The organism is Tahibacter caeni (genome assembly GCF_024609805.1).
Taxonomy (GTDB): domain Bacteria; phylum Pseudomonadota; class Gammaproteobacteria; order Xanthomonadales; family Rhodanobacteraceae; genus Tahibacter; species Tahibacter caeni.
Genome location: NZ_JANFVR010000042.1, coordinates 1 through 24,499, shown reverse-complemented (window position 1 = coordinate 24,499; position 24,499 = coordinate 1). Strand labels below are relative to the sequence as shown.

Annotated in this window: 26 protein-coding genes; 16 read left to right on the top strand and 10 right to left on the bottom strand. The window is 69.4% G+C overall.

Going from position 1 to position 24,499, the window contains the following annotated elements:
* From NON22_RS06115 to NON22_RS06090, 6 genes are all read left to right on the top strand, one after another.
* Nucleotides 1-397: SURF1 family cytochrome oxidase biogenesis protein (locus NON22_RS06115; protein ID WP_306673663.1), on the top strand; the 397-nt coding region annotated here is incomplete at its 5' end.
* Nucleotides 398-408: 11 nt separating this feature from the next.
* Nucleotides 409-957 (top strand): hypothetical protein, encoded by a 549-nt coding sequence (locus NON22_RS06110; protein ID WP_257386046.1) that lies wholly within the window; start codon nt 409-411, stop codon nt 955-957.
* A gap of 4 nt (nt 958-961) precedes the next feature.
* Nucleotides 962-1,981 (top strand): COX15/CtaA family protein, encoded by a 1,020-nt coding sequence (locus NON22_RS06105; RefSeq protein WP_257386045.1) that lies wholly within the window; start codon nt 962-964, stop codon nt 1,979-1,981.
* A 55-nt stretch (nt 1,982-2,036) separates the two neighbouring features.
* Entirely contained in the window at nt 2,037-2,936 is a 900-nt protein-coding gene (locus NON22_RS06100; RefSeq protein WP_257386044.1) for a GGDEF domain-containing protein, read from the top strand.
* The gene (locus NON22_RS06095; protein WP_257386043.1) at nt 2,933-3,925 is read left to right on the top strand and encodes a multidrug resistance efflux transporter family protein; all 993 of its coding nucleotides are present in this window, start codon (nt 2,933-2,935) and stop codon (nt 3,923-3,925) included. The genes NON22_RS06100 and NON22_RS06095 overlap by 4 nt, the downstream gene beginning before the upstream one ends.
* 123 nt (nt 3,926-4,048) lie before the next feature.
* Complete coding sequence (locus NON22_RS06090) at nt 4,049-4,798, top strand: histidine phosphatase family protein (protein ID WP_257386042.1); 750 nt, start codon at nt 4,049-4,051, stop codon at nt 4,796-4,798.
* Nucleotides 4,799-4,966: 168 nt separating this feature from the next.
* Here the strand turns inward: NON22_RS06090 and NON22_RS06085 are convergent, their stop codons facing one another.
* The 3 genes from NON22_RS06085 to NON22_RS06075 form a co-directional block, all read right to left on the bottom strand.
* On the bottom strand, nt 4,967-5,134 hold the full coding sequence (locus NON22_RS06085; RefSeq protein WP_257386041.1) for a hypothetical protein: 168 nt from the start codon (nt 5,132-5,134) through the stop codon (nt 4,967-4,969).
* Between the two features lie 213 nt (nt 5,135-5,347).
* On the bottom strand, nt 5,348-5,797 hold the full coding sequence (locus NON22_RS06080) for a hypothetical protein (protein ID WP_257386040.1): 450 nt from the start codon (nt 5,795-5,797) through the stop codon (nt 5,348-5,350).
* A gap of 111 nt (nt 5,798-5,908) precedes the next feature.
* Complete coding sequence (locus NON22_RS06075) at nt 5,909-6,262, bottom strand: hypothetical protein (RefSeq protein ID WP_257386039.1); 354 nt, start codon at nt 6,260-6,262, stop codon at nt 5,909-5,911.
* Between the two features lie 295 nt (nt 6,263-6,557).
* Here NON22_RS06075 and icd point away from each other — a divergent pair, with 295 nt between their 5' ends.
* A complete protein-coding gene (gene icd / locus NON22_RS06070) occupies nt 6,558-7,856 on the top strand; it encodes an NADP-dependent isocitrate dehydrogenase (RefSeq protein ID WP_257386038.1) in 1,299 nt (432 codons plus the stop codon).
* Nucleotides 7,857-7,953: 97 nt separating this feature from the next.
* On the opposite strand, the gene NON22_RS06065 is transcribed toward icd, so the two are convergent.
* Nucleotides 7,954-8,343 carry a type II toxin-antitoxin system PemK/MazF family toxin gene (locus NON22_RS06065; protein ID WP_257386037.1) on the bottom strand — a complete coding sequence of 130 codons (390 nt, stop codon included), beginning with the start codon at nt 8,341-8,343 and terminating at the stop codon, nt 7,954-7,956.
* Nucleotides 8,344-8,566: 223 nt separating this feature from the next.
* Between NON22_RS06065 and aceK the strand changes: the two genes are divergently transcribed.
* The gene (aceK, locus tag NON22_RS06060) at nt 8,567-10,306 is read left to right on the top strand and encodes a bifunctional isocitrate dehydrogenase kinase/phosphatase (RefSeq protein ID WP_257386036.1); all 1,740 of its coding nucleotides are present in this window, start codon (nt 8,567-8,569) and stop codon (nt 10,304-10,306) included.
* Between the two features lie 64 nt (nt 10,307-10,370).
* Here aceK and NON22_RS06055 read toward each other — a convergent pair whose 3' ends face one another.
* From NON22_RS06055 to NON22_RS06040, 4 genes are all read right to left on the bottom strand, one after another.
* The gene (locus NON22_RS06055; protein WP_257386035.1) at nt 10,371-11,753 is read right to left on the bottom strand and encodes a leucyl aminopeptidase family protein; all 1,383 of its coding nucleotides are present in this window, start codon (nt 11,751-11,753) and stop codon (nt 10,371-10,373) included.
* Between the two features lie 71 nt (nt 11,754-11,824).
* Nucleotides 11,825-12,514 carry an HAD family hydrolase gene (locus tag NON22_RS06050; RefSeq protein ID WP_257386034.1) on the bottom strand — a complete coding sequence of 230 codons (690 nt, stop codon included), beginning with the start codon at nt 12,512-12,514 and terminating at the stop codon, nt 11,825-11,827.
* Entirely contained in the window at nt 12,514-13,725 is a 1,212-nt protein-coding gene (locus NON22_RS06045; protein ID WP_257386033.1) for a substrate-binding domain-containing protein, read from the bottom strand. Before NON22_RS06045 ends, NON22_RS06050 begins: the two co-directional genes overlap by 1 nt.
* Before the next feature lie 165 nt (nt 13,726-13,890).
* On the bottom strand, nt 13,891-15,282 hold the full coding sequence (locus tag NON22_RS06040; protein WP_257386032.1) for a DegQ family serine endoprotease: 1,392 nt from the start codon (nt 15,280-15,282) through the stop codon (nt 13,891-13,893).
* A gap of 434 nt (nt 15,283-15,716) precedes the next feature.
* On the opposite strand from NON22_RS06040, the gene NON22_RS06035 reads away from it, so the two are divergent.
* From NON22_RS06035 to NON22_RS06010, 6 genes are all read left to right on the top strand, one after another.
* Entirely contained in the window at nt 15,717-17,864 is a 2,148-nt protein-coding gene (locus NON22_RS06035; protein ID WP_257386031.1) for an adenosylcobalamin-dependent ribonucleoside-diphosphate reductase, read from the top strand.
* Nucleotides 17,865-17,946: 82 nt separating this feature from the next.
* Entirely contained in the window at nt 17,947-18,507 is a 561-nt protein-coding gene (locus tag NON22_RS06030) for a hypothetical protein (protein WP_257386030.1), read from the top strand.
* 409 nt (nt 18,508-18,916) lie between these two features.
* Nucleotides 18,917-19,714, top strand: a complete 798-nt coding sequence (locus NON22_RS06025; protein WP_257386029.1) for a TSCPD domain-containing protein — start codon at nt 18,917-18,919, stop codon at nt 19,712-19,714.
* A gap of 396 nt (nt 19,715-20,110) precedes the next feature.
* Nucleotides 20,111-20,632 (top strand): DUF2975 domain-containing protein, encoded by a 522-nt coding sequence (locus NON22_RS06020; RefSeq protein WP_257386028.1) that lies wholly within the window; start codon nt 20,111-20,113, stop codon nt 20,630-20,632.
* Nucleotide 20,633: 1 nt separating this feature from the next.
* Entirely contained in the window at nt 20,634-20,855 is a 222-nt protein-coding gene (locus NON22_RS06015) for a helix-turn-helix domain-containing protein (RefSeq protein ID WP_257386027.1), read from the top strand.
* 3 nt (nt 20,856-20,858) lie between these two features.
* The gene (locus tag NON22_RS06010; RefSeq protein WP_257386026.1) at nt 20,859-21,308 is read left to right on the top strand and encodes a hypothetical protein; all 450 of its coding nucleotides are present in this window, start codon (nt 20,859-20,861) and stop codon (nt 21,306-21,308) included.
* Nucleotides 21,309-21,362: 54 nt separating this feature from the next.
* On the opposite strand, the gene NON22_RS06005 is transcribed toward NON22_RS06010, so the two are convergent.
* Nucleotides 21,363-21,788, bottom strand: coding sequence for a CBS domain-containing protein (locus NON22_RS06005; RefSeq protein WP_257386025.1), 426 nt, complete (start codon nt 21,786-21,788; stop codon nt 21,363-21,365).
* A 315-nt stretch (nt 21,789-22,103) separates the two neighbouring features.
* Between NON22_RS06005 and NON22_RS06000 the strand changes: the two genes are divergently transcribed.
* The gene (locus NON22_RS06000; RefSeq protein ID WP_257386024.1) at nt 22,104-22,607 is read left to right on the top strand and encodes a DUF6496 domain-containing protein; all 504 of its coding nucleotides are present in this window, start codon (nt 22,104-22,106) and stop codon (nt 22,605-22,607) included.
* Between the two features lie 90 nt (nt 22,608-22,697).
* Nucleotides 22,698-23,693 carry a S1C family serine protease gene (locus NON22_RS05995; RefSeq protein ID WP_257386023.1) on the top strand — a complete coding sequence of 332 codons (996 nt, stop codon included), beginning with the start codon at nt 22,698-22,700 and terminating at the stop codon, nt 23,691-23,693.
* Between the two features lie 107 nt (nt 23,694-23,800).
* On the opposite strand, the gene NON22_RS05990 is transcribed toward NON22_RS05995, so the two are convergent.
* The coding region (locus NON22_RS05990; RefSeq protein ID WP_257386022.1) for an NAD(P)/FAD-dependent oxidoreductase at nt 23,801-24,499 on the bottom strand (699 nt) is incomplete at its 5' end.

The window sequence follows — 24,499 nt, the reverse complement described above, 5'->3', positions numbered from 1 at the left end:
TCGCCTGCTCGTCGATCTGGGGTGGGTCGCGGCGCCGCCGGGGGGGCCGGCGCCGGCCTGGCCGGAACTGCCGTTGACCGACGTCGAGCTGCACGGTATCTACGCGCCCGCGCCGGGCGGCGGCCTGCGCGTCGGCGGCGACGCGCTGCCGCGGCAGAGCGGCTGGCCGAAGCTGACCCTGTTCGTCGATCTCGCCGCAATCGCGACCGACCTCGGCGCGCCGGTCGCGCCGCGCCTGTTGCTGCTCGACGCGGAGCCGGGATCGGCCTTCGTGCGCAGCTGGACGCCGGCGATCATGGCGCCGGAAAAACATCGCGGCTATGCGCTGCAGTGGTTCACGTTCGCGCTCGTCGCCGGCGTCATCTTCGTCGGCCTGCACTGGCGCAAGAGCAATTGAGGAATCGGTGGATGGATAGTCAAACCCGCAAGCGACTGCAGTTGATCGCGATCATGCTGGTATTCCTCGCGCCGATGGTCGTCGCGTTCGCGCTGCGCCTGGCCGACTGGCAGCCGCACAAGCTGCGCAACAACGGGGTGCTCGTGCAGCCGCCGCAGGCGCTGGCCGGCGACGCGCCGCGTGCGCAGCGCGACGCGGCGTTCGCCTGGAAGGACGGCCAGTACCGCTGGACCCTCGTGCTGATCGCAGGCCCCGGCTGCGCGGCGGCCTGCGAACGGACCCTGGCCGACGCCGAGAAGATCTGGTCGCTGCTGACGCAGAAGGCGCCGCGCCTGCGCATCGCCGCGCTCGGCGTCGAGGCCACGCCGGCGCGGCTCGACCAATACCCGCGCATCGACTTCGTCGAGTCCGCTGCCGCGCCGCTGCAGGCGCTGCGGCCGGCTGCGCCCGACACGGTCGCGGCGGCCGTCGTCGATCCGGCCGGGCTGTTGATGCTGCGTTTCGAACCCGGCTACGACCCTGCGGGCGTGCGCCAGGACCTGTCCCGTCTGATCCGTTGATGCCATGACCCGCCCGACCTTCATCACGCGGCCGCTGCTGCGCAACCTCGCCTGGTTCGCCGTCGCCTTCGCCCTGCTCGTCATCGTGTTCGGCGCGTTCGTGCGCCTGTCCAACGCCGGCCTGTCCTGTCCCGACTGGCCTACCTGCTACGGCAAGCTGACCTGGCCCAAGCACGACCACGAGATCGAGGCGGCCAACGCGGCGTTCCCCGAGCGCGCGGTCGAGTCGCACAAGGCCTGGCGCGAGCAGGTGCACCGCTTCCTCGCCGGCGGCCTGATCCTCACGACGTTCACGCTGGCTGCGTTCGCGGTCCTTCGCCGGCGCGAGTTCGGCAGTCTCGCCGGCGTGCTCGTCGGCGCGTCGGTGCTGATCGTGTTCCAGGCTCTGCTCGGCATGTGGACCGTGACATGGAAGCTCAAGCCGGTCGTGGTCATGGCGCACCTGCTCGGCGGGTTGTCCACGTTTAGCCTTCTGTCTTATGTCGCATTGCGCCTGAGCCTTGCGCCGTTCGGCCGCGTCGACACCGCGGCGCTGCGGCGCCTCGTCGTCGTCGGCCTCGTGCTGGTCGCGCTGCAGATCGCACTCGGCGGCTGGACCAGCGCGAACTACGCCGCGCTGGCCTGCGGCACCGATTTCCCGACCTGCGCCGGCCAGTGGTGGCCGGCGACCGATTTCCGCGAGGCGTTCGTGCTCTGGCGCGGGATCGGCGTGAACTACGAAGGCGGCGTGCTCGACGCCGACGCGCGCACCGCGATCCAGCTCAGCCACCGCATCGGCGCGCTGCTGGTGTTCGGCCATCTGCTCGGCGTGGTCGCCGCGGCCTGGCGCCGCGGCTTCGGCCGCTGGGCGCTGGCCGTGCTCGCGGCGCTGCTGCTGCAGATCGCCCTGGGCGTCAGCAACGTGCTGCTCGGCCTGCCGCTGCCGGTGGCCACGGCGCACAACGCGGGCGCGGCGCTGCTGCTGCTGGTCCTGGTCGGGCTGCTCGTGCGCCTGCGGCCGGCGCCGTCCCCTTTGGCCGGATGAGGAAAGCGAGATCGGCGGCTGCGTGAAAGCCGCCGGCTGCCGCTACACTCGGCTGATGGCCCCGCGCAACGGCAACACCACCCAGCGACGCACGATACGCCCGCCCGGCGAGCGCTCCGCGCGCGTGGGCTCGGCCTGCCTCGTCGTGATCCACGGCGAGAACCTCGGCCACCGCCTCGAGCTCGCCGATGCCGCCGTCGTCATCGGCCGCTCGCCGGACGCGGAGCTGCAGATCAACCACCGCAGCATTTCGCGTCAGCACTGCCGCATCTGGCGCGAGGCCAACGGCTACCGCATCCGCGACCTGGATTCGACCAACAAGACCTTCCTCAACGAGCAGCCCATTCTCGAGGCCGAGCTGCGCGACGGCGACCACATCGGCGTCGGCGACAGCATCCTGAAGTTCATGGAGCAGGGTTCGGTCGAGGCGCGCTACCACGAGGAGCTCTACCAGCTCGCGACCTCCGATCCGCTGACCGGCTTGTACAACCGGCGCCAGTTCCAGGAGCTCATGGAGAAGGAGATCCTGCGCGCGACGCGGCACCTGCGCGCGCTGTGCCTGGCCCTGGTCGACATCGATCACTTCAAGCCGATCAACGACCGCTACGGCCATCCGGCCGGCGACGGCGTGATCCGCGGCATCGCGCAGCTGCTGCGCCACAACGCGCGCGCCGACCAGCTGGTCGCGCGCATCGGCGGCGAGGAGTTCGCGCTCGTCTACGCCGAGCAGGACCTGACCGAGGCGGCCGCGTCGACCGAGCGTCTGCGCCGCGCGATCGAGGCCAGCCCGTTCGATCTCGGCGGCACGCCGGCGACGGTGACCGTCAGCATCGGCCTCGCGCAATGGCGCCGCGGCATGAGCTCGTTGTCGGATCTGATGCGCGCGGCCGACCAGCAGCTGTATCGCGCCAAGCAGGCCGGCCGCAACCGCATCTGCCGCGTCGACGCGGAGTGAACGCACGGCGCCCGTCGGCGCTGTATGCGGTCGGCGTCGGCCTGCTGTCGGCGCTGTTCTTCACGGCGACCTACGTGCTCAACCGCGCGAGCGCGGTCGACGGCGGCCATTGGGCTTGGACCGCGGCGCTGCGCTACCTGCTGACCCTGCCGCTGCTCGCGCTGGTCGTGCCGTTCAACGGCGGCTTCGCGCCGGTGCTGCGCGCGTTGCGCGCGCATCCGCTGCCGTGGCTGCTCTGGAGCGGCGTCGGCTTCACGGTGTTCTGTGTCTGCCTGACCTGGGCCGCGGCCAGCGGGCCGTCGTGGCTGGTCGCCGGCAGTTTCCAGATCACCGTCGTCGCCGGCATGCTGCTCGCGCCGCTGATCTACCGCGACGCGCGCGCACGCCTGCCCAAGCGCGCGCTGTCGCTGGGCCTCGTCATCGTCGCCGGCGTGCTGCTGCTGCAGTACGGCCATTTCGCCGGCCGGCTCGACGCGCGCGCCTGGGCCGCGCTCGTCAGCGTCTGCATCGCGGCCGTGCTGTATCCGCTCGGCAACCGGCAGATCCTGCTGCACCTGGAGCGCAGCGGCGAGGAGCTCAACGCGACCCAGCGCGTGTTCGGCATGACCTTGGCGAGCCAGCCGTTCTGGCTGCTCGTCGCCGCGTACGCGGGCCGCGAGGCCGGCTGGCCGGGCTTGCCGCAGGTACTGCTGGCCGGCGGCGTCGCGCTGTTCGCCGGCACCGTCGCGACGATCCTGTTCTTCCACGCGACCGGCCTCGTGCGCAACGACGCGACGGCGCTGGGCGCGGTCGAGGCCATGCAGGCGGCCGAGATCCTGTTCGCGACCACGCTCGGCGTGGCCTTCCTGCACGAGCCGCTGCCGACGGGCACGGCGGCGCTCGGCGCCGTGCTGATCATCGCCGGCATCATCGGCCTGAGCCTCGTCGTCGCGGCCAAGGCCGCCGGCGACCGGCGCGAGACCCAGGCGCTGCGCAGCGATCGCAGCTGAACCCGCACCGCCGCGGAATCGCCTGCCGCGTTGCGGCAGCGCTCGCCGCCGCGACCGCAACGCTTGACCCCTGCCGGACATCGGTGCGAGAAGACGAATCGCCTTTTCCGCCGGAGTCTTCCGATGAACCGATCCGTCTTCCCGGCGCTGTGCGTCGCCGTGTTCGCGCTCGCAACGGCTGCTCCGCCCGCCGCGGCGGAGCAGCCGGCCTCCGCGGTGCCGGCCGTGCGCGACATCGTGCTCGTGCGCCACGGCAACTACCTGCCCGATGCCGCCATCGACGAGAAGGTCGGTCCGCCGCTGTCGCCGATCGGCGTCGCCCAGGCGCGGCTCGCCGGCGCGCGGCTGCGCGGCGAGCTGCCGCGGCCGGATGCGCTGCGTGTCAGCCCGATGCAGCGGGCGCGCGACACGGCCGCGGCGATCGGCGCAGAGTTTCCTGGGCGCGCGTTCGAGGTGGTCGACGACCTCGCCGAATGCACGCCGCCGACGCGCCATGCCGAGGTCATGGCGAAGGAGAAACCCGAAGACGCGGCGGCCTGCAAGGCGCGGCTGGATCGCCTGTTCGCGACGTATTTCCGACCCGCGCAGGGCGCGGCGCGCACGGAACTGTTCGTCTGCCACGGCAACGTCATCCGCTATCTGGTCACGCGGGCGCTCGGCGTGGATACAGCGGCCTGGCTGGAGATGTCGGTGGGCCATGCGAGCCTCACACGCATCCGGGTCGAACCGGACGGGCGCATCAAGGTGATCGCGGTCGGCGATGTCGGGCACATCCCGGCGAACCTGCGCACCGGTGCGAGCGGCGATGCCGATCGCGGCCTCGCGACTCCGTCGCTGAATGTCGCGCCGGCGGCGGGCGCGCCCGCGGGCTGATCGCATCGCCCTCGCGAGCCGCCTGGGTGCGGACACGATCGAGGTGGCGGAACCGCCGGCCGCGACTAGCGGAATCGTCTTCCGGCGGCGGCTGCAGGGTCGTCGACAGCTCCTCCAGCGCGGCGATCGCCGCTTCGATCGCGTCGTACAGCTCGCTCTGGCGCGTCATCAGCGACTCGATGCGGTCGGCCTGCGCGAGCTTCGCGAGCTCGCCGTCGAACAGCAGCATTGCGCCGTGAAGTTCTCGACGTTGTTCTTGGCGTAGTGGCGCATCTCCTTGAGCTGCGCGAGCAGGGCGGCGACGTGGTCGAGCGGGGTCCTGGCATCCGCGGACATGACGAACTCCCGAGAGAGTCAAAGGCGCAGGTAGCCGCGAAAAACTGGCTGTTGCGGTAACGCGCGTCCCGGCGCGGCGCGCGTCGACGGTCGCGTCTGGCAGACTGCGCTGCGTCGGCGGCGGCGATCGATCCGTCGCTGCAGCCGAGGCCGCCGACGAAGTGCGAGCCCGCGCGATACTGCGTCGGCCGGATCGCCGTCGCAGTCCGTGTTTCAGCTGCGGCCGAGCGCCGCGCCGCGGCCGCGCCAGGCGGCCCAGGTGAAGCCCAGGCCGGAGAGCAGCAGGATCGCGACGGTGTGCACGACCGGATACGCGACCGCGACGAGCAGGCCCGCCGCCAGGCACAGGCCGGCGCTGGCGGTCGCGAGCGCGCGCAGCTTCGACACCGGCATGTCCTTGGCCATCCACCAGTACGCCGTGCCGGCAAGGATCAGGAAGATCGCGAAGCTCAGGCTGAACATGCAGTGCAGGGTCCATAGCGTCGTGCCGAGGCGCGGCACGAGCACGTAACTCTGCATCGCTTCCATGACGGCGCGGCGGCGCTCGTCCAGGCCCATGCCGGCGACGTAGAACTGATAGTGCGCCATGGCCTGCATGCCGGCGGAAATCAGGAAGACGCCGGCGGCGAACCTGATGCCGCCGCGAAGATGCTGCTCGGTCATGGGCGGACTCGTGCGGAATGGATCGCAGACGGTATCGCCGCGGCTGCGGCGCGGCAATGCGGGAGCGGCATCGACCGCGCGGGCGTACGCAGCGTTTTTCAACCGCCACGGCTAGGGCGGCGCCGCTGCCGTGCGCGCCGTCGCGACGCGCCGCCGCAGGACCGCCGACGCGACTCTCCGTACATCCGGGTCGCGGTGGTCATCGCCGCCTGCGGGTGGGACGGCCGCGCTGCTCCAGTGCTCGCTGATCGCACAGCCGTCGAGCACGGCCCTGAGACGCCGTCGCTCGCGGACTTCCGCCGGCATCGCGCCGGCGTCGCGGCCGATCAGCCAGAACTCCAGCGGCCGCGATTCGGTCGCGCTGCAGGCCGGCCGGCTCGCGGGCGCCGGCCGGGCAGCCAGCGCCTCGGAGGCGACCAGGCCTGCGGCGATCAGGGCCGCGGCGGCGAACGGCAGCGATTTCATGCGCGCTCCGGGTAGGTCGGTGACGGAACGCAGCCCGGACGCGGCGCCGGCTCGCGCCGGACGCGGCTGCCACGGACCGGGGCGGGCCTGGCCGCGCCCGGACTGCGTATGCCGGTCAGTCTAGGCAGCGCGCCGGACGGCGGGTGCGGGAAATTGCGCGCTGGCCGGTGCCGCCGCGAACGCGCAGGAATTGCGTAGCCGCGGGCGGCGACATGGACGCGTCAGTGTCCAACCGCGACAATAGCCGGCTAGTCCTCCCGGCAGCCGCCTGCCTTCCTTCCCACCGGAGATTCTCATGGCCGAGCCCACCATCACCGCCCCCGCCGGCGGCGCCAAGATCACGATCGACAACGGCGTCCTCAACGTTCCCGACAATCCGATCATTCCGTTCATCGAAGGCGACGGCACGGGCGCCGACATCTGGCGCGCTTCGGTGCGCGTGTTCGACGCGGCGGTGAAGAAGGCCTACGGCGGTCAGCGCCAGATCCACTGGCTCGAGATCTACGCCGGCGAAAAGTCCAACAACCAGTTCGGCAGCTGGCTGCCGGATTCCACCGTGCAGGCCTGCCGCGACTATCTGGTCTCGATCAAGGGCCCGCTGACCACGCCGATCGGCGGCGGCATCCGCTCGCTCAACGTCGCTCTGCGCCAGATGCTCGACCTCTACGTCTGCCTGCGCCCGGTGCGCTGGTTCAAGGGCGTGCCCTCGCCGGTCAAGTCGCCGGACAAGGTCGACATGGTGATCTTCCGCGAGAACTGCGAAGACATCTACGCCGGCATCGAGTTCGAACAGGGCAGCGAAGCGAACACCAAGTTCCTCGCCCTGCTCAAGGAAAACTTCCCGAAGGAATTCGGCAAGATCCGCTTCCCGGAAACCTCGGGCATCGGCATCAAGCCGGTGTCGAAGGACGGCTCCGAGCGCCTGATCCGCGCGGCGATCGAATACGCCATCGCCAACAAGCGCAAGTCGGTGACCCTGGTGCACAAGGGCAACATCATGAAGTTCACCGAAGGCGCGTTCCGCAACTGGGGCTACGCCCTGGCCGAGCGCGAATTCGGCGGCCAGGTCTATACCTGGGAACAGTGGGAGCGCACCAAGGCCGCCAAGGGCGAGGCCGAGGCGAACGCCGAGCAGAAGGCCGAGCTGGCCAAGGGCAAGATCCTGATCAAGGACGCGATCGCCGACATCACCCTGCAGCAGGTGCTGACGCGTCCGGACGAATTCGACGTGATCGCGACCCTGAACCTCAACGGCGATTACCTGTCCGACGCGCTGGCCGCGCAGGTCGGCGGCATCGGCATCGCGCCGGGCGGCAACATCAACTACAAGACCGGCCACGCCGTGTTCGAAGCCACCCACGGCACCGCGCCGAAGTACGCCAACCTCGACAAGGTCAACCCGGGCTCGGTCATCCTGTCCGGCGAAATGATGCTGCGCTACATGGGCTGGACCGAAGCCGCCGACGCGATCATTGCGGCGATGGACAAGGCCATCGGCAACAAGACCGTGACCTACGATTTCGCCCGTCTGATGGAAGGCGCCAAGGAGATCAAGTGCTCCGAGTTCGCCGATGAGCTGATCAAGGCGCTGTAAGGCCTGAGCGCGAAGTGGCGCAACGCCGCGTCGCCGTCTGCCATGTCGCCGCGCCCCGATCGGGGCGCGGCATTCCGACGCGATGCCGGCGCTGCGCTCAGCGCGACGGCCCGAAGAACGCCTCCTGCTGAAAGCGCAGCCCGGCCAGGATCTGCGCGACGCGCTGCGGCGACAGGCGGCCTATGTGCGCGCCCAGTCGCGCCTTGTCCACGGCATCGATCTGCGACACCACGACGACGCTCTGCCGCGTCAGCCCGCCTTCTCCGGGATCGAGCAGCACGTTGCCGGGTTCGCCCGCGCGCCGCAGGTTCGAGGTCAATGCGCAGACGACCACGGTCGCGATGCGCGAGCGGTTGAACACGTCGTCCTGCACCACGACATGCGGATGGGCGTGGGACGGTGCGACGGCGGCATCGTCGTCGGGGCCTATCCAGTACAGGTCGCCGCAACGGATGGTCGCCGGCGCCGCCATGTCATCGGTCGTCATCGGGACATCCTAGCGGCGGTTGCATGAACGCGTCGGAGAAGCCGGGACGGGAATCGTTTTCGGGGACGCGCGACGCGAGGTGACACGGCAACGTCGCGGCGAGCGGTGCAGTGGGGCGCGACATTCCGGCGCCTGACACGGACCGCGTACTTGCCGCGGTGGGCCTCTATCCGGCCGCCGCCGCAATCGCGATACTCGGGCTCACCGCCGACCGTCCGCGCGCATGAGCACACCGTCCGCCGCCGCCGAAGCCGCCGCCCTGATCCATGCCGGCTTCGAGGACTACCACGCGCGTTTCCGGGCGATCACGCAGCGCGCGCAGCGGCGGTTCGAGGCGCGCGACTGGGCCGGCGCGAACGAGGATGCGGTGGAGCGCATCGAGCTCTACGACGCCTGTGCGCTGCGCATGGCCGCACAGCTCGAGGCGCATCTCGGCGAGGCGCTGCGCGACCGCGCGCTGTGGCGCGGCATCCATGCGCATTACGCGGCCATCGTCGCGCACCTGCTGGACCAGGAGCTGTACAAGACCTGGTACAACACGCAGACGCGGCGCTTCTTCAAGACCCGCGGCGTCGACGCCGACATCGAGTTCGTCGCGCTCGACATCGAGCCGACCGACCGCATCACGCATCCGGTCGCGCGCCACAGCTACGCGGTCTGGAGCAATCTGCCGCGCGTCTGCCAAGCCATCCTCGACGACTATCCGTTCGCCGCGGCCTACGCGCATGCGGGCCTCTGCGCGATCCGCATCGCCGAAGCCGTGTCGCGCCGGCTCGACGGCTGGGGCAGCGATCCGGTTCGCGCAATCGAGCTGCTGCAGACCGTGTTCTACCGCGAGCGGCGCGCGTACCTCGTCGGCCGCGTGCTCGGCGCCGAACGCATCGCGCCGCTGGTCATCGCGCTCGTGCACGAACCCGGCGGCATCCGCGCCGACGCCGTGCTGACCGAGCGCGAGCACGTCGCGCAGGTGTTCGGCTACACGCGCAGCTATTTCCACGCCGATCTCGCGACGGTCGGCGACGCCGTCGTGTTCCTGCGCACGATATTGCCGTCCAAGCCGATCGACGAGCTCTACACCGTGCTCGGCCGCGCCAAGCAGGGCAAGACCGAGCGCTATCGGCATTTCTTCCGGCATCTGCAGCGCGATCCCGACGAGCCGCTCGTGCATGCGGACGGCGAACGCGGCATGGTCATGCTCGTGTTCACCCTGCCGTCGTATCCGCTCGTGTTCAAGCTGATCCGCGACCGCTTCGCGTTTCCGAAGGAAAGCGCGCGCGAGGAGGTCATGGCCAAGTACCGGCTCGTGTTCCACCGCGACCGCGCCGGCCGCCTTGTCGACGCGCAGGAATTCCGCTTCCTGCGCTTTCCGCTGCGCCGCTTCGCCGAGCCGCTGCTGCGGGAAATCCTCGCCGAATGCCGCGACAGCGCCTATGTCGACGGCAACGATCTCGTCATCGCGCACTGCTACATCGAGCGGCGGCTGCGGCCGCTGAACCTGTATCTGCGCGAAGTCGGCGCCGACGCGGCGCGGCGCGCGATCCTCGACTACGGCCAGGCGATCCGCGATCTAGCACGCAGCAACGTGTTCGCCGGCGACCTGCTGCTGAAGAACTTCGGCATCACGCGCAACGGCCGCGCGATCTTCTACGACTACGACGAGCTTTGCCTCGTCGCCGAATGCCGCTTCCGCGCGCTGCCCGACGACGAAGGCGACGGCGCGAGCGGCAGCGAGGCCTGGTACGTCGGCCCGCACGACGTGTTTCCGCAGCAGTTTCCGCGCTTTCTCGGCCTGACCGACGAACTGCGCGATGCGCTCATGCAGCGCCACGGCGAAATCTTCGACGTGCGCTGGTGGCTGGAACTGCAGCAGCGCATCGCCGCCGGCGAGCGCATCGACGTGCCGCCGTATCCGGCCGCCGCGTGCCTGACACCCGAGGCGCTGCTGGGGTATTCGCTGATCTGAGTGCGCCACGTCGCGCCTTCCGCCCCACGTGCATCCGCAGGTGGGGCGGATCGCTCCCGGCGCGTCAGCCCGTCTTGCGCTCGCCGCCGTAGCGCCGGCGCAGGAAGTCGAAATACGCGCGCAGGCCCTGGGCTTCGCCGCCCTTGGGCTTGCCGGGGCGTTCGCCGTCGTTCCAGGAATAGACGTCCAGGTGCGCCCAGGCGATCGCGTCGGGCACGAAGCGTTCGAGGTAGAGCGCGGCGGTGATCGCGCCGGCATGGCGCGAAGGGCCGGCGTTGGCCAGGTCGGCGATGCCGGAATCGAGCATGGTCAGGTACGGCCGCCACAGCGGCATGCGCCAGAGCGGATCCTGCTGCGCGGCGCCGGCGTCGAGCAACTGCTGGGCGAGGTCGTCGCGATTGCAGAACAGCGCCGGCAGGTCCGGGCCGAGCGCGACACGCGCGGCGCCGGTCAGGGTCGCGAAGTCGAGGATCAGATCGGGTTTCTGTTCGGCCGCATAGGCCAGCGCGTCGCAGAGCACGAGACGGCCCTCGGCGTCGGTGTTGTCGATCTCGACGCTGATGCCGGCGCGCGTCGTGATGACTTCGCCGGGGCGGTACGCGTTGCCGGCGACGGCGTTCTCGACGGCCGGAATCAGCAGGGTCAGGCGCACCGGCAGCTTGGCCTGCATGACAAGGCCGGCCAGCGCGATCGCATGCGCGGCGCCGCCCATGTCCTTCTTCATCCAGCGCATGCCGTCGGCGGGCTTGAGATCGAGGCCGCCGGTGTCGAAGCAGACCCCCTTGCCGACGATGACGAGATGCGGACCCTTGCGGCCCCAGTTCAGTTCGGCCAGGCGCGGCGCGCGATGGCTCGCACGGCCGACCGCATGGATCGTCGGGAAGTTGTTCTTGAGCAGCGCGTCGCCGACCCATTCGCGGTATTTCGCGCCATGGGCCTTGCCGAGATCGCGCATCGCGGCGCAGAGCTCGGCCGGGCCCATGTCTTCGGTCGGCGTGTTGATGAGGTCGCGCACGCGCGTCGCGGCTTCGATGAGCGGCGCGACCGCGGCGATCACGGCGGCTTCGACGGCCAGCTGCGCCGGCGCGCGGCGCGGCTTCTTGTAGCGCGTGAACTGGTAGGCGCCCAGGGCCCAGCCCAGCGCCGCGCGTTCGAGATCGGTCGCGTCGCCGGCCAGGCGGTAGTCGCCGGGCGGCAGGCGCTGCGGCAGGCTCGCGAACGCGTAGATGTCGTCGCGGCGGCCGGCGCCGAACAGCACGCAGCGCAGGCTGCCGTCGTCGCCGGGTACGTGCAGCAGGCTGCCGGCTTCGGCCTTGAAGCCCTGGCTTTCGACCCAGCGCCGAGCCTTGGCGCCGAGGTGTTTGAGCTGCGCGTCCAATGTTTCCGGGGTCAGCGCGACCAGTTCGGTGGCCCGGCTGTTGCGGCGCAGTTCGATCAGTCCTTGCATGCGTGTTCCTGGCGGGAGTGGCGTGACGGAATTCGGGCAGGCGGCAGCAAGTCCCGTGCCGCGGCGGGGTTTCAGGCGGCGAGGCGCAGCTCCAGCCAGTCGGCGAGCTCGGTCAGGTCGCGGAACTCGACGTCGGCGCGCTGCGCCTGCGCCCAGGCGGCGCCGTCGCGATTGAGCCAGGCCGTCGGCAGGCCGGCGCTGCGCGCGCCGTGCACGTCCAGCAGCGGATCGTCGCCGACGTGCAGCACCTGCTGCGGCGCGAGGCCGAGGCGGCGGCAGGCCTCGTGGAAGATCTCCGGCGCGGGCTTGGCCATGCCGAACTCGCGCGCGCTGATGCAGTCGGCGAACAGGTGGCGCAGGCCGATGCGGCCGAGATCGGCGTTGCCGTTGGACAGGCTGATCAGCGGCAGGCGCGCGGCGAGGCGCTGCAGCGCGGGCAGCGAGTCGGCATAGAGCTCGACCTCGTTGCGCGCCGCGTAGAACGCATCGAACGCGGCTTCCATCAGGTCGCCGTAGCCGTGCGGCTGCAGCGCTTCGGTCAGGCTGAGCTTGCGTTGTGCGGTGTAGTCATGGGCGAGCTGCGGGTTCTGTTCGGCGATGCGCTCGCGCAGCGCGCGCATGCCGTCGATCGGATAGGCCGCTGCGACCGGCGGGCAATGCTGCTGCAGCCAGTCGTGCAGGCGCTGCTCGGCGCGCCGCACGATCGGCGCGATCGGCCAGAGCGTGTCGTCGAGGTCGAGGCTGACCGCCCGGATCTGCATCACCCGCCGCCGGCCTCCGCCGCTGCGCCGGCGGCGGCCTTGGCTTTCTTCGCCGAGGCCTTCTTGCTGCGCGATTCGGCGGCTTCGGCCTTGGCTTCCTGAGTCAGGGCCGACGTCGGCGCGACGCGCGTCAGCGCCGCGGCGGTCGCGGCCGGCGCGGCCAGCGGCGTCTCGTTGACCTTGGTCTCGATCATGGCCAGACGCGTCGCGTCGCCGTCCTTGAGCGCGAGGCCGTCGGCGTACGGCAGCAGCTGGCGCTTGAGCAGCAGCGCCTTGGCGTTCGGCGTCTCGAGCCAGGCGATGAAATCCTTGACCGCCGCAGCGTTGCTGCCGTCCTCGCGCAGCACGACGTAGACCGGCGTGTACAGCGCATAACTGCCGTCGCGCACGCTGGCCGTCGACGGCACCACGCCTTCGACGTTGAGCAGCTTCAGCTTCGGATTGCCGGCCGTGTTCGACAGGGTGCTGACGCCGAGGCCGGAGGGATCCAGGGTGACGGCTTCCTCGAGCTTGGAGGTGTTCAGATAGACGCGCGGCACGGCCACGCGCTGGTCGCCGTTCCTGAAGATCAGCCAGCGCAGCGCGTATTCGACGCCGTCGAGCGGGCCGGCCACGGCGTACATGTTGATCGCCTTGTCGTTGCCGCCGAGCAGCTTCCAGTTGTCGGCGCGGCCGTAGTAGACGCGCCAGATGTCCTTGATCGAGATGTTCGAGACCGGATTGGCCGGCGAGGTGATCATGACCAGGCCGTCCCAGGCCACCGGCACGAAGGTCAGACCGGATTCCTCGTTGCGCTTGGGATGGTTGGGCCGCAGGCTGCCGGCGAAGTCGGCGCTGCCCTGCGTGACCGCGTCGATGCCCGAGACCGTGCTGAACGGCGTCAGCTGGATGCGGACCTTCTTCTCGCGTTCGTAGAGTTTCGCGAGCTCGCTCATGAGGCCTCGCGCACTCGCGATGTCGCCGCGCCAGACCAGGCTCTGGTTCGGCTTGGACGCCGCCGCAGCGGGCTTGGCCGTGGCCGGTTTCGCCGCGGCGGGCTTGGCGGCGGCCGGCTTGGCCGCGGGCGCGGCGGCCGGTTTCACAGCGGCTGCCGGCTTCGTGTCGGCCGGTTTGGCAGCGGGCTCGGCAGCCGACAGCGGAATCAGCCAGCAGGCGGCGCAGGCGAGGAACAGGGCGCGCGGCAGGGCGCGGAACGGACGCGAGATAGTCACCGTTGGGAACCCGACGAAATGCTGAATCGGCTCACGATACCACGCGATCCGCGGCGGCGGCGCGACGGCCCGTTCACTATTGAAGGCCGTCACGAAACCGCCGGCCGGCTCGCCGGCCGCGGCCGTTTCCGGGGCGCGCCGGTAGCGGAAACCCTCGCTTTCGCGTCATTCGCACATCACGAAGAAGGCGTTCTGGCCGCGCACGATCGTCAGCAGCAGCTGGCGCGGCCGGCGCTTGGTCAGCGCGGTCAGGTCGTCGAGCGAGCGGATGTCGACCTGGTTGACCGCGACGACGACGTCGCCGCTGCGCAGGTTGTTCGTCTCGGCGCGGCTGCCGTTCGCGACGCGCGCGATGGTCACGCCGCGCAGGCCCTGCTGGCGCTGGCGTTCGCCGATGTCGGCGAACTGCGCGCCGCCGAGGCGCGGATCGAGGTTCTGGCCTTCGGCGCTGGCCGTATTGCGGCCGACGAGCTTGGCCGTGACCGTGGTCTCGCGGCCGTCGCGCAGCACCTTGAGCTCGACGTCGCTGCCGATCGGCAACAGGCCTTCGGCGTTGTGCAGGTCCTGCTGGTCGTTGACCGGCTTGCCGTTGACGCCGACGACGACGTCGCCCAGGCGCAGCCCGGCGGCTTCCGCGGCCGAATCGCTCTGCACGCGCGTGACCACGGCGCCGCGGCCGGCCGGCACGTCGAGCATCTGCGCGATGTCCGGCGTAAGGTTCTGTGTCTCGATGCCGAGCGAGCCGCGCTTGACCGTGCCGGTCTTGATCAGCTGCTGCATGACGTCGCCGGCCAGGGTCGACGGAATCGCGAAGCCGATGCCGACGTTGCCGCCGGACGGCGAGAAGATCGCTGTGTTGATGCCGACGAGCTCGCCGTTGAGATTGACCAGCGCGCCGCCGGAATTGCCCGGATTGATCGACGCATCGGTCTGGATGAAGTTCTGGTAGCCCAGGCCGCGCAGGCCCGAACGGCCGAGCGCGGAGACGATGCCCGAAGTCACCGTCTGATTGAGTCCGAACGGATTGCCGATCGCGACGACGAAGTCGCCGACGCGCAGCCGCGTCGAATCGGCCAGGCTGACCGCCTTGAGGTTCTCGGCCGGGATCTGGATCACCGCGACGTCAGTGTCCGGATCGGTGCCGACGAGCTTCGCCTTCAGGCTGCGGCCGTCGCTCAAGGTCACGCCGATGTCGTCGGCGCCCTGCACGACGTGGTTGTTGGTCAGCACGTAGCCCTTGGCCGCATCGACGATGACGCCGGAGCCGAGCGACTGCTCGACGCGTTCCTGCGGCATGTTCGGCACGCCGAAGAAGCGGCGGAAGAATGGATCGTCGAGCAGCGGATCGCGCACGCGCGTATGCGTCTTGGACGAGATGTTCACGACGGCCGGCGTCACGCGCTCGATCATCGGCGCCAGCGAGGGCAGGGCCTGGCCGTCGACGACCGGCGGCAGTGCGGCCTGCGCCGGCCGCTGCGCCGTCGCGAGCAGGCCGGCCGCGGCGCCGAGGCCGAGGGTCAGGGTGGAAACGAGCACGAGTCGGGTCAACGAGGACATGGAGGCTCCGCTGGAGAAGGTTCGCAAAGGAAGGATCGCCGGAAGACGATTCGCGACATGGACAACGCGAAGCGCCGGCGGTTTCCGCTGCGGGTTACCGTATTCATGTAGGCGCCGCGGACGTAAGCAACTGCAAATTCCGTTGTCGCGATGTCGTTCGCGAGACCGCTTTCACGATCTTGCGATTGACACCGCGGAAGGCCGGGCGTAGGTTAGCCGCCGCTCGCAATCACAAGATGTTGTGCCTGATCACCGGGGGGTAGCCCCAAAACTTGGGGTCAATCAGGCAGGCCGCAGCGGTTCCTGTACCGTTTGCAGCCTTGGCGCGGCAGTCCGGCCATGGCGACCGGACCGTTCGCGACCGCACGGGAGTACGAGCGTCCAGACCGACTACGTTCGGCCGACAAAAGGGACTCGGGAGGACGAGAGCAGACATGAGTACGGTGCGCCTTGAAGATCTTGCGCGCGGCGCGGCCGCGATTCCGCTGCAGCCCGCCTCGCAGGACATCTGGGACAAGAAATACCGCCTCAAGACCAAGCAGGGCGAGCCGGTAGACCTGTCGATAGACCACAGTTACCAGCGCATCGCCCGCGCGCTGTCGGAAGTGGAAGCCACACCCGACAAGCAGCAGTACTGGAACGAACGCTTCCTCTGGGCGCTGCGCCACGGCGCGATTCCGGCCGGCCGCATTACCTCCAACGCCGGCGCGCTCGAGCACAAGCCGGCGACCTCGACGATCAACTGCACCGTCTCGGGCACCATCGAGGACTCGATGGACGGCATCCTGCAGAAGGTCCACGAGGCCGGCCTCACCCTGAAGGCCGGCTGCGGCATCGGCTACGAGTTCTCGACCCTGCGTCCGCGCGGCGCCTACGTCTCGGGCGCCGGCGCGTACACGTCCGGCCCGATGTCCTTCATGGACATCTACGACAAGATGTGTTTCACCGTGTCCTCGGCCGGCGGCCGGCGCGGCGCGCAGATGGGCACGTTCGACGTGAGCCATCCGGACGTCAAGGACTTCATCCGCGCCAAGCGCGAAGACGGCCGCCTGCGCCAGTTCAACCTGAGCCTGCTGATCACCGACGACTTCATGAGCGCCGTGCACGCCGACGGCGACTGGCCGCTGGTGTTCCCGATCAACGTCAAGGAACGCGACGAGAGCGACCTGGACGACGCGGCCGCGGTGGTCTGGCGCGACTGGCCGACGACGGCCAATTACGTCGTGCGCGACGACGGCTTGGTCGCCTGCAAGGTCTACGGCCACATCAAGGCGCGCCACCTCTGGGACATGATCATGGTCTCGACGTACGACTACGCCGAGCCGGGCTTCATCCTGATCGACCGCGTCAACGAGATGAACAACAACTGGTGGTGCGAGAACATCCGCGCGACCAATCCCTGCGGCGAGCAGCCGCTGCCGCCGTACGGCTCCTGCCTGCTCGGCTCGATCAACCTGACCGTGTTCGTGCGCGACCCGTTCGGTCCGAAGGCGCGCTTCGACTGGGAGGAATACAAGGAAGTCGTGCGCGTGTTCACGCGCATGCTCGACAACGTCGTCGAGATCAACGGCCTGCCGCTCGAACAGCAGCGCGAGGAAATCCTGTCCAAGCGCCGCCACGGCATGGGCTATCTCGGCCTGGGCTCGACCCTGACCATGCTCAAGCTGCGCTACGGTTCCAGGGAAGCCTGCGCGTTCACCGAAGAGGTCAGCCGCGAGATGGCCCTGGCCGGCTGGGAAGTCGGCCTCGCGCTCGCGCAGGAGAAAGGCCCGGCGCCGGTGCTCGCGCGCGACTACACGGTCACCGCGGCCATGCTGCGGCGCCGTCCGGAAATGGAGCGCGACGGCTGGAAGGTCGGCGACAGCATCCCGGGCCGCGTGCTGCACGCCCACTACAGCCGCTACATGCAGCGCGTCGCCGAGGTGGCTCCGGGCCTCGTCAACGCGCTGGCCGAACACGGCTCGCGCTTCACCCACCATTCCTCGATCGCGCCGACCGGCACGATCTCGCTGTCGCTGGCCAACAACGCCTCGAACGGCATCGAGCCGTCGTTCGCGCACCACTACTCGCGCAACGTGATCCGCGAAGGCAAGAAGACCAAGGAAAAAGTCGAGGTGTTCAGCTTCGAGCTGCTGGCCTATCGCGAGCTCATCAACGCCAAGGCCATGCCGTTCTCGGACAAGCCCGAGGAAAAGCTGCCGGACTACTTCGTCGCGGCCGACGACATCTCGCCGACCGAGCACGTCGACATCCAGGCCGCGGCGCAGAAGTGGATCGACTCGTCGATCTCCAAGACGGCCAACGTGCCGACCGACTACCCGTACGAAGACTTCAAGAACATCTACACCTACGCCCACGCGCAGGGGCTCAAGGGCTGCACCACGTTCCGTTTCAACCCGGCCGCTTTCCAGGGCGTGCTGGTCAAGGAAGCGGACCTGGAGAACACCATCTACCGCTTCGAACTCGACGACGGCAGCATCGTCGAGGTCAAGGGCAACGAGCAGATCGAGTACGACGGCGAGACTCACACGGCCGCCAATCTGTTCGACGCGCTCAAAGAGGGTTACTACGGCAAGTTTTGAGCGGGCGCGGAATGGAGTAATGTCCACACCGCAACACCCCGATCATCCGACCACAACCCGTACGAGGAGCTGGAGGGTTCTTATGCAAACCGTAGGTGAAGCTGTAAGCAATGCGATCGAAGCGGTCAAAGAGACCGCGCAGAACGTCGGCGAAGCCGTGGCCGAGAAGACCGAGGCCGCCGTCGCCACGGTCAGCGCGGCCGCTTCGGACGCAAAGGAAGCGGTGGCCAAGCGCGCGAAGGCCGCCGTCAAGAAGGTCAAGGAAGTGAAGGACGCGGCCCAGGAAACGGTGAAGACCGCCGTCGCCAAGGCCAAGAAGGCCGTCAGCAAGGCCAAGCCGGCGGCGAAGAAGGCGGCCAAGAAGGTCGCCAAGAAGGCTGCCGTGAAGAAGGCTGCGACCAAGAAGGCGGCTCCGGCCAGGAAGGCGGCGGCGAAGAAGGCTCCGGCCAAGAAAGCTGCTGCGAAGAAGGTCGCCAAAAAGGCCGCCGTGAAGAAGGCTCCGGCCCGCAAGGCGGCAGGCAAGAAGACACCGGCCAAGAAGGCGCCGGCCAAGAAGATCGCCAAGAAGGCCGCGGCGAAGAAGGGCGGCGTGAAGAAGGCGCCGGCCAAGAAGGCCGCCAAGAAGGTGGCCAAGCGCCGCTGAGCAACCAGGCTTCCGTCCGCACCAACCCTGGATAAGGGGGCCGGACGGAAGTGATGCCGCGACGTCGAGGCTGCGTCGCGGTATTTACTGGCGGTGTGTAAGCGCCCCGGTCATGCGGTCCGTGCAGCGCTCTGGCGCTTCGGCCGGTCCGGTTCGCCGCTTCCGCATCATGCAAGACCCACTGCCAAGTACGCGCGGCAACGCGCCACAGCCTTGTTTCCACTCCGCGTCGGTAACCCGGCGCGGAGGTCCTTTCGACGCCGGCCGCGGCGCCGGAAGCCTCATTCGCCCGGACGCCGCGATGCGCGCCGGCAGCCCTTCGGGGCTTTCGCATCGCCGCCGCCGCGTACCGCCTCCGGCGCGGCGTCGCCAATCCGGAGGCCGGGCGGACCAGCGGCGGAATTGCGTCATGACGATCAAGATCAGCAAGAAGATCAAGGGCTACAGCGTCGAGAAGCCGAACGACAAGGCGGCCCAGGTCAGTACCGTGCTCGCGCCCGTCGCCGCGGCGCCCGAGCCGCCGATGGCCGAAGTCATCCAGATGCACGAGAAGGTCGAGCGCCCCGACACCCTGATCGGCGCGACCTACAAGATCAAATCGCCGCTGTTCGAGCACGCGCTGTACGTGACGATCAACGACATCGTGCTGAACCAGGGCACGCCGCACGAGTCGCGCCGTCCGTTCGAGATCTTCATCAACTCGAAGAACATGGACCACTTCCAGTGGATCGTCGCGCTGACGCGGATCATGTCGGCCGTGTTCCGCAAGGGCGGCGACGTGACGTTCATCGTCGAGGAGCTCAAGGCCGTGTTCGATCCGCGCGGCGGCTACTTCAAGGCCGGCGGCGTCTACATGCCGTCGATCGTGGCCGAGCTCGGCGCGGTCGTCGAGCAGCACCTGAAGACCATCGGCCTGATCCACGATCCCGAACTGAGTCCCGAACAGCGCGCGCTGATCGCCGAGAAGCGCGCGGCCTACGAGCAGGGCGCAAAAAAAAAAGCTGACGTGAGCGCCGACGCGCGTCAGGGCGAAATCTCCGCCGGCCTGGCCGGGGCCGGCGCCGCATCGAGCACGCGCGAACCCGCGCCGTCGGCGAACACGTTCCCGCCCGGCGCGACCCTGTGCCACAAGTGCAACGTCGCCGCGACGATCCTCATGGACGGCTGCGCGACCTGCCTGAATTGCGGCTATTCCAAGTGCGGCTGAAGCGGCCGGAACGTTCGGTCGTTAGCCGCCGCGCCGCCGCCTGAGCGCGAGCACGCCGCCGCTGCCGGCAGTGCCAGTGCGACGGAATCGGTAAGGCATCGGGGCTCCGCGGAACCCCGTTTCGTTTCGACCTGGCCGCATCGGCGGCGTCGGCCGTTCGGCCACGCCGTTGTTCTTCCACGGGTCGCACGCGATTTCGGCGGAACCGCCGGTGTCCGCCGTCCCCCGGCGGCCGGCCGTAACGGGCTCCGCCCGCTCCCTGCCTCTGTCGCTTGCCGCCCGGCCATCGGCTCCGGTGCGCTTCGCGTTCGTCGCAACGGTGGCCATTCGGCCTATTGAATATCGTTTATCGATACGATTAATATCGTTCCACGATATGTCGCCGGATGCGTCGCCATGAATGCCCCCTCCGATGCCTTGACCTTGTCGCGCCCGCTGCTGCGCGGCCTGATCGTCCTGAACCTGCTCTATGCGCTGGCGATCGCCGTGCTGTTCGTTGCCGGCCTCGTCGCGGAGGACTGGGTGTTCGATGCGCTCGGCGTGCGCTCCGGCGAGCACCGCCCGCGCCTGATCCTCGGCATGCGTGCGATGGCGGTCGTCGGCCTCGCCGCCGCCGGCGTCGTCGATCGCGTACTGCGGCAGCTCGCGGCGATCGTCGACACCGTGCGTGCCGGCGATCCATTCGTCGCGGAGAACGCCGGCCGCCTGCAGCGCATCGCCTGGTGGGTGTTCGCCGGCGAGATCCTGCGGCTCGCGATCGGCGCGATCGCCTGGGCCGCGACGACGAAGGCGCAGGCGCTCGACGTCGACATCGGTTTTTCGTTCGCGCCATGGCTGGCCGTGCTGCTGCTGTTCGTGCTCGCGCGCGTATTCGCCGAAGGCGCACGCCTGCGCGCCGATCTCGAAGGGACCGTCTGAGATGGGCATCGTCGTCCGGCTCGACGAGAAACTGCACGAGCGTCGCATGACCTTGACCGAGCTGTCCGCGCGCATCGGCATCACCGTCGCGAACCTGTCGATCCTCAAGACCGGCAAGGCCAAGGCGATCCGCTTCTCCACGCTCGAGTCGATCTGCGCGGTGCTCGACTGCCAGCCCGGCGATCTGCTCGTGTTCGATCCGTCGCTGCCACCCGAGGAATGAGCAATGAATGCATTCGCCGGCTTTTTCGTCTCCGACCCGCGGCGCCACGACGGCGTGCGTCCCGTGCAGATCTGGGGGCTGCGGCTGTTCTACCTGCTGATGCTGGTGTTCGTCGTACCCGAGGCGTGGGGTGCGCTGCTGCGCCACGAAGGACCCTGGGATCACCTGCGCGCCGTCGCGTTCTGCGTCTGGGCGACGTATCCGGCGCTCGCGCTGTTCGGACTTGCGCGCCCGCTGCGCTGGCTGCCGCTGATGATCTTCACGATCGGCTACAAGGCGCTCTGGCTCGCGTTCGTCGCATGGCCGCTGTGGCACGCCGGAATGCTGGCCGGTTCCAAGGCCGAAGAAATGGCCTACGCGTTCGCGATCATTCCACTGCTCGCGGCTGTCGTGCCGTGGGGCTACGTCTGGCGCGAATACGTCGCGCTGCCGCGACGTCCGGCGGCGGGTTGAATCGTTCCGCCGCGCCGTCGCGGTTCGGCACCGTCGACGGCGCGCGCGGAGCGCTCAGTTCGGCGCCGGCGCCGATACTTCCTTGACGACCTTCGCCGTTTCCTTGTTCTTGCCGGCCAGCGCGATGTCGGCCAGCGCGACGATGCCGGTCACCTTGCCTTCGCCGTCGACGACGGGCACGCGGCGTATGCGCGCGTTCTCCATCAACGCGACGCAGTCCTGCAGGCTGCTGTCCACCGCGACCGTGCGCACCGGCGAGCTCATCGCATCACTTGCCGCAGTCGTGCCGTCGCCGCCGATCGCGACGACGCGCACGCAGATGTCGCGATCGGTAACGACGCCGATCGGCTTGCCCTTGTAGTCGACGACCGGAATCTCGCCGCAGTCGTTGTCGAGCATCATCCGCGCCACGTCGCGCACCGACGTGTTCGCGTCGCATACCGCCGGGTTCGGCGTCATCACCGCGCTTACACTGACCATGTCGGCCTCCTTCTCGAATGCTGTCGATCCGGTTCGCATGCTCGCGTCGGCGCGGTTCTTCTTCCGTGAACGAAAGCGTCGCGAGTCATCACCGTGCCACAACGCCGGTCGCGCTAGCATTCCTCTCGCCGAAAAAGCTCAGTGCTTCGGCCCAGGGCAAGATCCGGTAGAAGGCTCAGCCGTCGAAGAAACCTCTTTGGCGCTGGGCCTTCTCATTGCGCGGTGTTCTGTTCGCCGCTGCGCTCACCTCGCATTGTCCCGGGTTTAACCGCGTTGAGACTAGCGTCGGTTCGTCACCGTCTGCGGAGAGCGCCCATGCCCGAGAAACAGACCCTGCAGCGCGCGCGGCGCGACAAGCGCGAAGGCAAGGCGTCCAGCACGCAGGCCGGCGAATTCGTGCGCGAGGAGATGGAGCACATCCGCGAAGGCAAGCACGGCGCGCGCTCGGCCAAGCAGGCCATCGCGATCGGCCTGTCGAAGGCACGTCGCGCCGGCGTCGATCTCGCGCCGCCGAAATCCGGCACGACCAGCGCCGCGACGCGGCGCAAGGCCGAGCAGGATCTGAAGGCCGGCGACCGGCCGGCCGCGAAGAAGATCTCGCGCACGCGTTCGCGCGCGACGACGAAGGCGCTCGAACGCGAAGGCACTGCCGCCGCATCGAAGCAGGCGCTGTCGCGCCAGACCACGTCGGCCGCGCGCAAGCGCAGCGCAGCGGATCGTTCGACGGCCGCGAAGAAAGCGGCGCGCACGAAGGGCGCCGGCGGCCGATCCACGGCGGCGAAGAAAGCCGCGCGCACGCGGGCGCGCCGCTCGTCCTGACTCGCCGCGGGGCGAACCGGCCTGTTCCGCGACGGCGTGTGCCGGGCCTTTGCGCTTGTTTGCCTTTTCCGCGCCCCCATCTGCGCGGCCATGGACATCCCTGTTTCCGATTCGTGCTTCGAGCGCGACGATTTTCCCGCTGACGACAACGAAGCCTCGGCTTTGGACGCCTACTCGCGCGTCGTGACCGGCATCTACGACGCGGCCAATCCGGCCGTCGTCGCGATCGAGGTCAGTCGCGAACGCGAGGGGCCGGCCATGGGCGCCGGCTCGGGCTTCCTGTTCACGTCCGACGGCCTGATCCTGACCAACTCGCACGTCGTGCGCGGCGCGCGGCGCGTCACCGTGCACACGACTGCAGGCGGCCGTTACGAGGCTACCGTTCTCGGCGACGATCCGCATACCGACCTCGCGCTGCTGAAGATCGCCGCGGCCTCCGCGCTGCCGAGCCTGGCTCTCGGCTCGGCCGGCAACCTGCATGTCGGCCAGCTCGTCGTGGCGATCGGCAATCCGATGGGCTTCGCCTCGACCGTGACCGCCGGCGTCGTCAGCGCGCTCGGCCGCAGCTTGCGCGCGACGACCGGCCGCCTCATCGACGACGTCATCCAGACCGATGCCGCGCTGAATCCCGGCAACTCCGGCGGTCCGCTGCTCGACGCGCGCGGCCGCGTCGTCGGCGTCAACACGGCGATCATCGCCGGCGCGCAGGGCATCTGCTTCGCGACGTCGATCGATTCGGTGCAGCGCGTGGTGCTGCAGCTGCTGCAGCACGGCCGCGTGCGCCGTGCGAGCCTGGGCCTGGCCGGCCAGAACACGAGACTGCCGCAGCGCTACGTGCGGCATTTCCGGCTCGATCAGGCCGGCGCCGTGCGCGTGATGGAGATCGTTCCCGGTGGGCCGGCGGAGAGGGCCGGCCTTCGCGTCGGCGACCTCATCGTGAGTTTCGGCGGCAGTCCGAGCGGCAGCATCGACGACCTGCATCGGCTGCTCGACCTGCAGCGCATCGACCGCGACTGCGCCATGTCGGTGCTGCGCCACGATCGGGAAATCACCGTGACGGTCCGTCCGGCGGAACTGGCCGACTGAACCGCCGGCCGCGCAGTTCCTGCGCGGCGGTTGCGAATTGCGTAGCGGTCCGCCGCGGCGGCGATCGGTGTGCGCCGACGGTGTGCGCCGACGCGGTAGCCGCCGCCTCAGTGTTCGCCGCGCAGCTGCGACTCGAGCGCGAGATTTTCGCGATCGCGGCCCACCGATGCCGCGGCGACGAGCCTGCCGCCGCGGAAATAGCGCGCCGTGAAATCGTGCGACGGCAGGTCGCCGTCGATGCGCACTTCGTCCCAGCGCGCGGCATGGCCGCAGTAGCGCAGATCGACACCGTGGTGGTGGGTCCAGAAGAACGGCACCTCGGTGTATTCCAGTCCGGCGCCGAGCAGGTTGGCGGCGGCGACCTGGCCCTGGCGCTGCGCATGCACCCAATGCTCGACGCGCGCGGTGTCGCCCGCGAGCGGATAGCGCGCGACGTCGCCGGCGGCGTAATGATCGGGCAACGAGGTCTGCAATGTCGCATCGACGAGGATGCCGTCGCCGACGGCCAGTCCGGCCTGCGCGGCCAACGCGGTGCGCGGCGTCACCCCGGTGCCGACGACGACGAGATCGGCGTCGATGCGGCGGCCGTCGGCCAGGGCCAGTCCATCACCGTCGAAGCCGGTCGGCGTCGCATTCATGTGGAACCGCACTCCCGCGGCCGCGTGCAGCGCGGCGATGAAGCCGCCGAGTTCGGCGCCGAGCACGCGTTCCATCGGCACCGCGCCCGGAGCGACCACGTGCACGGCCAGGCCGCGCGCCCGCAGGGCGCCGGCGGCCTCCAGGCCGATGAAGCCGGCGCCGATCAG